The 12796-nt window shown below is 39.8% G+C and carries 9 protein-coding genes and 2 tRNA genes; 5 read left to right on the top strand and 6 right to left on the bottom strand.

The window, feature by feature from the left end; all coding sequences use genetic code 11:
* Window positions 1-30: 30 nt before the first annotated feature.
* From MJO53_RS12900 to MJO53_RS12890, 3 genes are all read left to right on the top strand, one after another.
* Window positions 31-1212 (top strand): DNA cytosine methyltransferase, encoded by a 1182-nt coding sequence (locus MJO53_RS12900; protein WP_252079367.1) that lies wholly within the window; start codon window positions 31-33, stop codon window positions 1210-1212.
* A 101-nt stretch (window positions 1213-1313) separates the two neighbouring features.
* Window positions 1314-1838, top strand: coding sequence for a hypothetical protein (locus tag MJO53_RS12895; protein ID WP_252079366.1), 525 nt, complete (start codon window positions 1314-1316; stop codon window positions 1836-1838).
* Between the two features lie 144 nt (window positions 1839-1982).
* The gene (locus MJO53_RS12890) at window positions 1983-2828 is read left to right on the top strand and encodes a hypothetical protein (protein WP_252079365.1); all 846 of its coding nucleotides are present in this window, start codon (window positions 1983-1985) and stop codon (window positions 2826-2828) included.
* A 47-nt stretch (window positions 2829-2875) separates the two neighbouring features.
* Here MJO53_RS12890 and MJO53_RS12885 read toward each other — a convergent pair whose 3' ends face one another.
* From MJO53_RS12885 to MJO53_RS12870, 4 genes are all read right to left on the bottom strand, one after another.
* A complete protein-coding gene (locus tag MJO53_RS12885) occupies window positions 2876-4102 on the bottom strand; it encodes a site-specific integrase (RefSeq protein WP_252079364.1) in 1227 nt (408 codons plus the stop codon).
* A 217-nt stretch (window positions 4103-4319) separates the two neighbouring features.
* Window positions 4320-4394 (bottom strand) — tRNA-Pro (locus MJO53_RS12880).
* Window positions 4395-4414: 20 nt separating this feature from the next.
* Window positions 4415-4498, bottom strand: a tRNA-Ser gene (locus tag MJO53_RS12875).
* Window positions 4499-4607: 109 nt separating this feature from the next.
* Entirely contained in the window at window positions 4608-6644 is a 2037-nt protein-coding gene (locus MJO53_RS12870; protein WP_252079363.1) for an HD family phosphohydrolase, read from the bottom strand.
* 115 nt (window positions 6645-6759) lie between these two features.
* Here MJO53_RS12870 and MJO53_RS12865 point away from each other — a divergent pair, with 115 nt between their 5' ends.
* Both MJO53_RS12865 and MJO53_RS12860 read left to right on the top strand, forming a co-directional pair.
* Window positions 6760-7935: an acetyl-CoA C-acyltransferase gene (locus tag MJO53_RS12865; RefSeq protein WP_224834846.1), complete on the top strand. Its 1176-nt coding sequence runs from the start codon at window positions 6760-6762 to the stop codon at window positions 7933-7935.
* 20 nt (window positions 7936-7955) lie between these two features.
* Window positions 7956-8708 (top strand): NlpC/P60 family protein, encoded by a 753-nt coding sequence (locus tag MJO53_RS12860; protein WP_224834847.1) that lies wholly within the window; start codon window positions 7956-7958, stop codon window positions 8706-8708.
* 47 nt (window positions 8709-8755) lie between these two features.
* On the opposite strand, the gene MJO53_RS12855 is transcribed toward MJO53_RS12860, so the two are convergent.
* The gene (locus tag MJO53_RS12855) at window positions 8756-10018 is read right to left on the bottom strand and encodes a tetratricopeptide repeat protein (RefSeq protein ID WP_224834848.1); all 1263 of its coding nucleotides are present in this window, start codon (window positions 10016-10018) and stop codon (window positions 8756-8758) included.
* A gap of 49 nt (window positions 10019-10067) precedes the next feature.
* Window positions 10068-12596 (bottom strand): DNA gyrase subunit A, encoded by a 2529-nt coding sequence (gene gyrA / locus MJO53_RS12850; RefSeq protein WP_224834849.1) that lies wholly within the window; start codon window positions 12594-12596, stop codon window positions 10068-10070.
* Window positions 12597-12796: the final 200 nt, after the last annotated feature.

The raw sequence follows: 12796 nt of genomic DNA, 5'->3' as shown, positions 1-12796 counted from the left end.
TGTGTATTTTTGATTATCATTTTTAGTAACATGCAATATAAGATAATTAGTCTTTTTAGTGGAGGTGGTGGTCTCGATTATGGGTTTGAAGCAGCAGGTTTCGATACATCTGTTTGTATCGAAATGGACAAGTGGTCATGCAGAACCCTGCGTCATAATAGAGATTGGACTGTAATTGAAGATCGAATAGAAAATGTATCGTCTAAAGAAATTTTAGAAAAAGGAAAACTAAAAAAGGGTGAGGCATCCTTATTAATTGGCGGGCCTCCCTGTCAACCCTTTTCTAAATCAAGCTATTGGTTCAATGGTGATACAAAAAGATTGAATGACCCACGAGCAAATACTCTAGAACATTATATGAGAGTCCTAAATGATACTCTTCCAAGTGCATTTGTTTTAGAAAATGTTTTTGGATTAGCATATAAAGGAAAAGATGAAGGACTTCAATTTTTAGAGAATGCCTTAGACCTGATTAATAAAAACAATAATGTAAACTATTCTTTCAAATGGAAGGTTTTAAATGCTGCTGACTATGGAGTACCCCAAATTAGAGAAAGAGTTTTTATTGTAGGTCATATTGATGGAAAAGAATTTACTTTTCCACCAAAGTCACACTTCAATCCCCAAAAAAATTCTGGGCAAATTTCAATATTTGATGATCTCGAACCATATACAACGGCCTGGGATTCAATAGGAGATTTAGATTTGGTGGAAAAAGTTCCACTGAAATCCGAAGTTGGTGGTAAATGGGGGAATCTACTTCCCTATATCCCACCAGGAGAGAATTATTTGTACCATACAGAAAGAGGGGAAGGAAGTGAGATTTTTAAATGGCGATCTAGATATTGGAGTTTTCTTTTAAAATTACATCCTGACAGACCAAGTTGGACTATTCAGGCTCAACCTGGCACTTCGATTGGGCCCTTTCATTGGAATAACCGAAGATTGACCATGCGAGAAATGGCAAGAATCCAAACCTTTCCAGATAATGTTGAAATTTTAGGAGGCATATCAAATATTCAAAAACAACTTGGAAATGCAGTTCCGTCTGCTCTGGCTGAGGTTCTAGGAAAGGAAATATTGGAGCAGTTTTTCGACAAAAAAAACAGTTCTACAATTACTTTAATCCCAAATAAAAAGAAAAGATACAAAAGGATTGGTTTTAATAACAGTATCCCTAATAAATATCTCGAAATGTCGGCTGTTGAGTAACGAGCTGTAATTACTGTAACATACTCTTAAGCTATAGGAAAACTAATTGCAATTGAAGTATTGAACAATGTTAGAAATAATATGACAGTTTGTTTAGTTTTATGAAAATATATGGAAAGTATAAAAACAACAGTGAAATTGGCGATTTTCCTGAATGCTCTTTTCTATTAGAACATGGGAGGATTTACAATGTAAATGTCGATTTACCACCAATTTTCGCATTTTCTTATCCACCTAAAAACAAATCGGATTTTGAATTTGAAAAACTGCCATCCGAGAAAGGATTAGCTCCTATTGGTTCAAACTATTTAGTTGAATATATTGGGTCGACTGATTCAATACAAAGAATTTATTTGAAATTAAATCCTTTCCAAGTTTTTCGAATCAAATGGCAACTAAAAAAGTATTTAATTCAGGACAAGGCATTGAAACTTTCTTTAATTGGTGCAATTTTGGGAGTTATTGGAACTTTAGCCACTCAAAAATTAAGCGAATATTTTAAGGAAAAAAACAATTCTGGGACGATAGAAATACAGAAATCAACAGAACAGAATAAAACCCTTATAGAATCAAAAATGGATTCAACTCGTTATAATAAGGCAATATTATCTGATAGTTTAAATTAGATAAAAACTTAAGGTAAAAATGGCTTAATTTACCTATTGACACCAAAAATTGTTCTTTGATGCCCTATTCCCATTTTATTCAATTTACCATGAATAAATGTATTTTTCATTAAACAAAGAGCAAACTAAAATCTAGGTGAGAATTTGAATAATAAACTGATAATCAAAGGTTCTTTAATTACCAATGGTAAAAAATGGTATTTTGGTGAAGAATTATATTCATCTGTTTTACTCTCCGCGTCTCAAAGTTGGATTTCAAATAATTACTCGGCACAAGGAGAATTTTTAAGTGAATTAGAACCTTGGAAAAGGCGAGAGTTTGGAAGAATCAAATCTTCAATATATGCTTATGTCAGTGATTTACATGGGATTTCAATAAATTATTGCTTACTAAGAGAGGTATCTGAAAACAATGACATAGATGTTCATAAAAGAAATCTATACGCTGAACAACTTTTAGAGCAATACTTCACTGTAATAAGGAGTCTTTATGACCATCTGACGGGAGTTATAAAAATCATTCTTTCCGATAAAAACTTAAAGGAATTTCCTGAGACCAACTCTTTGAATAGAATTATCAGATTTTCTAAGAAAAAAACAAATGAGGATAAATTGCCGAATAGGATAAAACAGTTTCTTATTAATGTTGAACCTGACTTATCCGATATAAGAATAATCAGAGATTCAATCATACATAAGGGGAAAGAAATCTTAGTTCGAAGAAGTGATAAAGGTTTGTTCATTAGAATACCCAAAAAAGAGCCATTCGGCACTGACACGATATTACCTAATGTTTTAAACTCCAATTCGTATGAATACCCATTGGAGAGTTACCTTCGAAAGATTACAAAATCCTTTTTCAGAAACTCAGAAGACCTTGGCGTTATAGTTTTAACGGAAATGCTGGAAAGAGAAAAATTTAATTGGCACCTTCATTCAATTACAAATTACTGTATGGAGGATTTTACTAAATTTATTTTAGAATATTAAATGACTTTAACCAATTAAGAACTAAGATTAGAAACAACTCTCTTACTCTACCTGCCTTCCATCTTCTCCATTAATATTCTCATGTCCTCACCAACTTTCCTTTCTAAGACCCTTGCATAGATTTGGGTAGTGGTCAATTTGGTGTGGCCTAGCATTTTGGAAACGGTTTCTATCGGAACTCCATTGGATAGGGTTACCGTTGTGGCAAAAGTGTGCCTGGCAGTATGGAAAGAAATATTCTTATAGATTCCACAAGCCTTTGTAATCTCCTTTAAATAACTGTTGGTCTTTTGGTTGCTCAATACAGGTAGCAACTTTCCATGTATCAATCTTTCATTGCAGTTTTTATATTTATCCAAGATTTGTTTTGCTTTGGGAAGTAAGGGAACCTTGACCGCTTCATCAGTTTTTTCCCTTTTAGTATGGATCCAAAGGTTCCCATCTATACCAAATCTCATATTATCTATATCCAATGCCTTTACATCTCCATAGGCCAATCCTGTATAACATGAAAAAAGAAAGGTGTCCTTGACCCTTTCATAACCCCTTCCTGAAAAAGTTGTTTCCTCAATGAGCCTGAGTTCCCTTTCGGTCAAAAAAGAGCGTTCACTCTTCTTATAATGTTTTTTATAGTTTACAAACGGGTCTTTGTCCAACCATTCCAACCTAACTGCAAGGTTTACCATTTTCCTTAAACGCTCCAAATGTTTCATGGCCCCATTATTGGTACACTTCTTTCCCTTTTGCAGATCAGGCCCATTTATCAAATAGTTCTCAAAATCAGTAATGAACTTATAGTTCAATCGCTTTAAATTGATGTCTTGAAGTCTTCGATTTTGCTCCAAAAACCTTTTGAGATATTTTTCTGTACCATAATAGTTTTTCATGGTTCCCGGGCGAAGCTTACTCTTTTGTGATTCGTAATGATACTTGATAAGCTCCATGAGGGTCTTGTGCTCTTCATCCTGTCCCAGATAACGGGCTTTGATGGCCTGCGAGGTTATAATCTTGTCCTCACGCAACAACTGTTTATGGGTATCCATGATCTCGCCATACACCTCATCCAAATAGCTGTTCAGCAAACGGGCCTTGTGGGTAAGTCCATGAAGTCTGCCCTTATTTTCATCCCATTCATTCACCGAAACATAACGTTTCAGACTTATCTCGGCACGTTTTCCATTGACGGTGATACGGGCATAAATGGTCAATTTTTCAGGGTTGTTGGAAATGTCCCTAGTGAAGATTAGAACCTTTAAAGTGTTGGAATTGCGCATAATACATAATTTTTGGGTTTGACAAAACTGGTTTGCAAAACACCCATAAACAGCGTCAAACTGAAGCTAAATTATGCACAAGAAACGTACCGAACCATTCACCGAACTCTACACCTTTTATATGGTTTTATTTGATGTCAGATGAATGCATAAAAAACAAAAAGCACTGTCAATCAGTCGATTAACAGTGCTTTAATACCACCTATTTAGTGGTTCGTCGGGGTGGCAGGATTCGAACCTGCGACCTCCTGCTCCCAAAGCAGGCGCGATAACCGGGCTACGCTACACCCCGAGGTATTATTTTGGAAATAGCGGAGAGACCGGGACTCGAACCCGGGCAGCACTTACGCGCTGACAGATTAGCAATCTGCTCCGTTACCACTCCGGCACCTCTCCTATTTTTTATGAACGTGCACTCTAAAAATGCGGATGCAAATGTACCTTTTCAGAAACAAGATCGCAACTATTTTTTCATTTTTTTATTACAACTTTTATCATCATCCTGCTATTCAGGATATTCCACCCTTAAATGATAGATATTGGTGAGCTTCTGTTTAAGCACTTTCTTTACCATTTCGATTTCTTTGAGCGTAATATTGGCATTTAAAAACTGATCGGCCTGCATTTGTCCTTTTACAATTTTCTCCACAAACGCATCTATTATACCGTAAGTTGGGTTCTTTAAGCTTTTGGAAGCCGCTTCCACTGCATCCGACATCATTAAAATAGCTGTTTCCTTGGAGAATGGCACGGGTCCTGGATATTTAAAGTTTGCCGAATCGGCATCTTTGTCCAACTCTTGTTGTTTTTTAAAGAAATAATACACCAATGTGGTTCCATGGTGCGTTCGAATAAAATCTATGACCCGATCGGGAACATTATTTTTTCTTGCAATCTCAATACCTTTAATTACGTGGTCTATTATAATCTTTGCACTTTCCTTTGGCGGTAGATCGTCGTGCGGATTTACATTGGTAATCTGATTTTCCGTGAAGTAGGTCGGATTCTCCATTTTTCCAATATCGTGGTATAGCGCACCCACTCTTACCAACATTGCATTTGCCCCGATCTCGTTTGCTGCCGCTTCGGCCAAATTGGCCACTTGCAGGGAATGGTGGAACGTGCCCGGTGCTTTATCCGATAATTCTTTGAGCAATTTGGAGTTGGTGTCGGACAGTTCCAATAACGACACGTCGGATACAAGACCAAAAACTTTTTCGAACATATAAATTAACGGTTGCGCAAAAAGAGTCAAAAGTCCATTCAAAACAAAAACCCCGAACAAAACCCACTCTATATTGTCCAGATTCCCCTCGTGTATGGCATGAAAGGCAAAATATCCCACAATGTAGATCAAGGTAATCTGACCTACCGATATAAATAGATTTGCTCTCTTGTAAAGTTCGGAAGCCGTTAAAATAGTAACAATACCTGCGATTATCTGTAAAAAGATGTATTCAAAGCTGTTGGGTACAACAAAACCAAGAATCAGAACTGTTAGCACATGGACAAAAAGACCCAATCTCGCATCAAAAAAATTCTTTAGCACCAAGGGAAGTATGCACAAAGGCACCATGTAAACAAAATTTTCGTAATGTTTCACCATTAATGTTGTAGCGACGACCATCAACAAAATGTTGAAGAAAATAAAAGTAACCTTATTGTTGTTCAGAAAAATATCGCTTCTGTAGCGTTTCAAAAACAGAAACAATATAATGAGCACCAAGGCCACCAATATCGTGTACCCAAGTAGTATAAAATAATAATTGCTTCCCATCCATAATTCGGACTCATACTCATCCCTAAGGGAGCTCAGCACTTTAAAATCTTCATTCTCTACTATTTCACCTTTTGATATGATCAGTTTTCCTTGGTCCACCTCTCCACGGGTATAGGAAATTTTAGAAAGTTCGTCATTCAGGGCACTCTCGGTTAGAACATTATCATAGAACAAATTGGCTTTAAGGTTGTTCCTGATAATCCCTGACAACCTATCCGTGCCATAACTGTTGGCATCGGACAAATATTCGGTCACTGCTTTTTTGGCGAGCTCTACATTCTGGTAATCATTGGGAGCAATGGGTTGTGCCTCATTATTTTTTACCACCACTGTTGCTCGGGACTGGGGCATATTTTGAAAAATCCCATGGTCATATACATCTGTGAGAACTTCTTCGGCTAAATTTCTCAATGATTCCCGTTGGCTTGATGTAAAAATTTCGGTCTGGAACAAGGTATTTATCCCATTCGAGACTTCTGCCCTCACCTCCGAAACAACAGTTGAACTATACGTGTAGTAATCCGTTTTATTGGTTCGAATGGTAGATTGCTCCTCCTCTACCTCTTGTTGGGTCTTATGTATGGAAAAGTCAATGGGAGCGTATAAATTCTCATATTGCCACGGCTTACCTTTCTGGAATTCGTATTTAAATTTTCCTCCTTTTGGAAAAAAAAACACGATCAAGGCCACCGAGACCACATACAGGAAATACTTGTAGACCAGCGATTGATGTTTGTATACATTGTCCAAAGTTTTTCCCATTCCCTTATTCTATTAGCTTCAAAAATAGAAAATATATAACTAAGAAGTCCGTTGACCGAACTCCCCATTGGTTTGCATTTAAATTTAGTATTTTCGCAGGAGTAAAAATGCACATATGAAAAAAGTTGTAATCGTTTCCGCTGCCAGAACGCCAATAGGTAGTTTTATGGGAGCCCTATCCAGTGTTCCAGCCCCTAAATTAGGTGCAGTTGCCATTAAGGGCGCATTGGAGAAAATCGGCCTTAAGCCCGAACTTGTCGAAGAGGTTTTGATGGGCAATGTGGTACAAGCAGGTACTGGACAGGCACCTGCAAGACAAGCTGCCATTTTTGCCGGAATTCCCAATACTGTTCCTTGTACCACCGTTAATAAAGTTTGTTCTTCCGGAATGAAAACCATTATGCAGGGCGCACAATCCATTGCCCTGGGCGAAAACTCCATAGTTGTTGCCGGTGGTATGGAAAATATGAGTATGATCCCACACTATGTAAATATGAGACAGGGCACCAAATTTGGTCCTGCCACTATGGTGGACGGTATGCAAAAGGACGGTTTGGTCGATGCTTATGATCAAAACGCCATGGGGGTTTGTGCCGATGCCTGCGCAACCGAATATAAGTTTAGTAGAGAAGATCAAGACGCTTACGCGGTTCAATCGTACAAACGCTCAGCCGACGCATGGAAAGCAGGAAAATTCAACAACGAAGTGGTTCCCGTGGAAGTTCCACAGCGAAGAGGCGAGCCAATTGTGGTTAGTGAAGACGAAGAATTCAAAAATATAAAGCTTGAGAAAGTACCCGCTTTGCGACCGGCCTTCTCTAAGGATGGTACGGTAACAGCAGCAAATGCATCCACCATTAACGATGGTGCAGCCGCCGTTGTTTTGATGAGTGAGGAAAAGGCGAATGAACTGGGATTAAAACCTCTTGCAACCATTAAGGGATATGCCGACGCCGCCCACGAACCTGAATGGTTCACCACGGCACCTGCCAAAGCTTTACCAAAAGCACTGGACCGCGCCGGCGTTTCCATAGAAGACATTGATTATTTTGAGTTCAATGAAGCATTTTCAGTGGTCGGATTGGCCAACATGAAGATTCTTGGACTAAATGATTCCAATGTAAACGTAAATGGCGGCGCAGTATCCCTAGGACACCCGCTAGGATGTTCCGGTGCTCGAATCACGATTACCCTGTTGAACATTTTGGAACAAAATAATGCCAAACTTGGGGCTGCGGCCATCTGTAATGGTGGTGGTGGCGCCTCCTCAATTGTTTTGGAAAGAAATTAGTGATTCAAGCCGTACAGTAAATGCAATATGGAATTTGTCCTCTAAGTGTTGTTCCTATACGAACAAATCCGGACGATGGTGCCGAAATGACTTCCCAGTTGTTATACGGGGAGCACTTTAAGGTATTGGAGAAAAGGAAGAAATGGAGCAGGATTCGGTCAGCTTATGACAATTTTGAAGGTTGGACACCCAATAATCAGCTAACCTTTATCGAAGAGCAAACTTTTGAAAGGATACATGCAATGGATCCTCAAAAAATATGTGCCGACGTAATATCCCATATTTGCACGGAAAACGGAATGTTACTGCCCATTCTTATGGGCTCCATGATCAATGCCCCGGAATTGCTGAACCACACTTTTGAAGGAAGCATACATACTGGAAAAACTCCAAAGGAAAGCTTGGTGGATACGGCCATTTTATACTTGAAAGCTCCTTTTTTATCGGGTGGAAAAACTCCTTTTGGTATTGATTGCGCCGGGTTTACTCAAATGGTTTACAAAATAAATGGGCATTCGCTGGCAAGAACCGCCGAAAATCAATCCAAACAAGGTGAAGCCTTGAGCTTTATCGAAGAAAGTGAACCAGGCGACCTTGCTTTTTTTGATAACAACGAAGGGGTGATCGATCATGTTGGCATAATCTTAAAGGACAACTACATTATCCATGTCCATGGTCATGTTCGGATTGATCGGATTGACCACACGGGAATCTTTAATTCCGAAGAGAAACTCTATACCCATCAATTAAGGGTCATTAAAAAAGTGATATAAAAAAAGCCCCGTTTTAGCGGGGCTCTTTTTTTATAGAAGAATTACGATTATTCTCCCAAAAGCTTTTTAATTCTCATGTAGTTATCGTTATCACCCAATGCTCCGTAAATATTCTTCAACTGTGTAAGAATACTTTCATTGTCAGGATTGGATTGTAATGCATCTTCCAAAACTTTGGCTCCCTCTCTAAAAAGGCGGTCCTTTTCATCTTTAAGTTCGTCGTACTTGGCTATGTCCGCCTTAGAAGTTCCCAAAGCATTCATTTCATCGATAAGACCGTTTCCTTCGTTTACATATGTAGTGGAAAGGTTTAATAACGCATTGATGTAACCTGGATCAATGGCCAAAGTCTTTTTGTAGGCATCTCTAGCGTCCTCTAAGTTGCCTTGCTCCATATTTATTACTCCAATGTTGTAAAGCAAGTCAGGATTGTCCGGAGCCATTGCGGAAGCTTGCCCCATCAACTCCTTGAATTTATCTTTTTGCCCCATGGCATAGTATAGGTTGGCTTCTCCAAGCACTAGGTTCACATCATCTGGGTTTTCCGCCCTGGCATCTGCATATGCTTCCACCGCCTTCTCGTTATTGCCCATTTGTTGATAGATCAAGGCAATATTCTTTACGATTTCCGGCTTCTTGGACGGGCTCACCTCTTCCTTAGGGTCTTTGTGCGTTCCGGCTTTTACATATAGATCGCGGGTGGCTTTGTCCATAGTTTCTGTTTCACCGGACTCGACATTAACCGCAGTATAGCTTACAGATTCACCATTATAGCCCAATTCCTTTAGTTCATTATAGTACTTTAAGGCCTCTTCGTAGTTTTGACCATTTACTGCACTACTTGCTGCATAGTACAAATAAACCGTATCCTTAGGGCTTAGTTTATACCCCATGTAAAGCTTTTCGGCAGCCTCACCGAACTTTTTGTTGTTGTTGTCCTCTACTGCAGAGTTAACCAAGTCAGCTGTCATTTGAGACATTTTTTCTTGGGCTACAGCAGTAAATTTGGCTTTGCCACTAGCTTCTTCTACAGCGATTACCTTATTGTAGGCATCTACGGCTGATTGAAAAGCAGAAACGTCACCTTTCTTGGCCAAATCGTAATTGGCGTTTCCTAAAAGCGCGTAATACTCGGCCTGTTCCCTTTCCTTGGCCGAATCGATTGTTGAGGCGGCACTGGTCAAGGCTGCTTTTGCCGCAGCCGCATCACCATTTTTAAGTGCTTTCTCCGCCGCCTTCATCTCATCCTTCTGTGCAAATCCCATTGTGGAAATTCCCATGGCCAGAAGTACAATTATTTTTGTTCTCATGTTAAAAATTCTAATTATTTAGTGTTTATCTATTATTACTTAGTTGAAATTATTCTTTATCCTCGGTGTTATTATCAATAGCTGTGCCATCTTCACCGTTCACCTCGATATCCCTAATGTCCACTTCGTCCACAGGGTCATCTTCTTTCATTACTTTGGCTACCGCGGCAATGGAATCGTTGTCCTTTAAGTTGATCAAGCGGACTCCTTGTGTGGCCCTGCCCATTACCCTAAGATCTTCTACACCCATTCTAATGGCGATTCCTGATTTATTGATAATCATCAAATCATCGGTATCGGTAACATTCTTTATGGCGACAAGTCCTCCGGTTTTCTCGGTAATGGAAATAGTTTTTACACCTTTACCACCTCTATTGGTGATTCGGTAGTCATCAATATTGGATCGTTTTCCGTAACCTCTTTCGGAAACCACCAAAATGTCATCCTCGAAATTATGTACGGATACCATTCCTACCACCTCATCGTTTTCATCTGCCAAGGATACACCTCTTACACCGGACGCGTTTCTACCCATTGGCCTAGTCTTGGACTCCTCAAAACGGATGGCCTTACCGGATTTAAGCCCCAAGAAAATCTGGCTTGTCCCTGTGGTAAGTTTTGCTTCCAATAGCTCATCACCATCTTTGATGGTTATGGCGTTGATTCCATTTTGACGAGGTCTTGAGTATTGCTCCAAGGAAGTCTTTTTAACGGTTCCCTTCTTTGTGGCCATGATCACATAGTGACTGTTCACATAGTCTTCGTCCTTAAGGTCTTGGGTACAGATAAAGGCCTTGACCTTATCATCCTGCTCTATATTGATTAGATTTTGGATAGCCCTTCCTTTTGAAGTTCTACTTCCTTCAGGAATTTCATATACACGCATCCAGAAACATTTTCCTTTCTGTGTAAAGAACAACATGTACTGATGGTTGGTCCCAACAAACAAATGCTCCAAGAAATCCTCGTTCCTTGTGGACGATGCCTTTTGGCCCACCCCGCCCCTGTTCTGGGTCTTATATTCGGTTAGCGAAGTTCGTTTAATGTATCCTGCATGCGAAATGGTTATGACCACTTGCTCATCCGGGATCATGTCCTCTATGCTCAAGTCACCTCCTGCATAGTTGATTTCCGATCTTCTATCATCCCCATACTTTTCTTTTATCTCAAGAAGTTCATCTTTGATGATCTGCATTCTTCGTTCTTTCTTCGCAAGAATATCTTTTAGATCCTCGATGGTCTTCAAAAGTTCGGCATGCTCTTCTCTTAATTTGTCCTGCTCCAGACCGGTAAGTTGACGCAAGCGCATTTCTACGATTGCCTTCGCCTGAACCTCTGTCAATTTAAAGCGTTCGATCAAATTGTTACGGGCCTCCTCTACATTGGAGGACCCTCGGATAATCGCAATTACCTCATCTATATTGTCGGAAGCTATAATGAGTCCTTCCAGGATATGCGCACGATCTTCGGCCTTTTTAAGCTCGAACTTGGTTCTACGGACCACGACATCGTGCCTATGCTCCACAAAATGGTGAATGATGTCCTTTAGGTTCAACAGCTCCGGCCTACCATTGACCAATGCAATATTGTTTACACTAAAAGAGGATTGAAGCGCCGTGTACTTGTACAACATGTTAAGTACGATGTTCGGAATGGCGTCGCGCTTTAAAATGTAAACGATGCGCATACCATTTCTATCGGATTCATCCCGAATGGTAGAAATGCCCTCGATTTTCTTTTCATTAACGAGGTCGGCGGTCTTTTTGATCATATCCGCCTTGTTCACCTGATATGGGATTTCGGTAACCACGATACTCTCTTTACCTTGTACTTCCTCAATAGTGGCCTTTGCACGCATTACCACACGTCCACGACCAGTGTGGAAAGCTTCCTTTACACCATCGTAGCCATAAATAATTCCACCCGTTGGAAAATCCGGGGCTTTAATGTGTGTGATCAGTTCATCTATTTCAATATCATGGTTATCTATGTAGGCAACAGTACCATCCACCACTTCAGATAAATTGTGGGGAGGCATATTGGTTGCCATACCCACAGCGATACCGGATGCCCCGTTCACCAACAAGTTGGGAATACGGGTGGGCAATACGGTAGGTTCTTGGATAGTATCATCAAAATTAAGCTGATGATCTACCGTATCCTTGTCAATATCGGCCAACATTTCTTCGGCGATCTTGCGCATTTTGGCCTCGGTATAACGCATGGCCGCAGGGCTATCGCCATCTACAGAGCCAAAGTTACCTTGACCATCTACCAGCATATACCTGAGACTCCACTCCTGTGCCATTCTCACCATGGTATCATACACAGAAGAATCCCCATGCGGGTGATACTTACCTAAAACCTCCCCTACAATACGGGCCGATTTTTTGTGTGAACTATTGGCCCTTACACCCAAATCGTGCATTCCGTATAGCACTCTCCTATGTACAGGTTTTAAACCATCACGAACATCTGGCAGGGCACGTGACACAATGACCGACATTGAATAATCAATGTAGGCAGATTTCATCTCATCCTCAATATTAATGGGAATTAACTTTTCTCCTTCCGCCATGCTTATTTATTATTGTTTTTTTGTGGTTAAATTATCATGGCAATATACAGAAAATACGAGCCTTTATAGCCCTTTACTAAGACTTTATTAAAAAAATTATCAACAGTTCGGATTGATAACCGAGCTGCTAATAAAGCTTTGTTAAATCCGGTTAAAAAAGTTATTTATTCCGACATTTAGCACTACTTTATCGAATAAGG

It is taken from the genome of Flagellimonas marinaquae (assembly GCF_023716465.1).
Taxonomy (GTDB): domain Bacteria; phylum Bacteroidota; class Bacteroidia; order Flavobacteriales; family Flavobacteriaceae; genus Flagellimonas; species Flagellimonas alginolytica.
The sequence above is the reverse complement of the archived record's forward strand: the minus strand, read 5'-3'. Positions and strand labels throughout refer to the sequence as shown.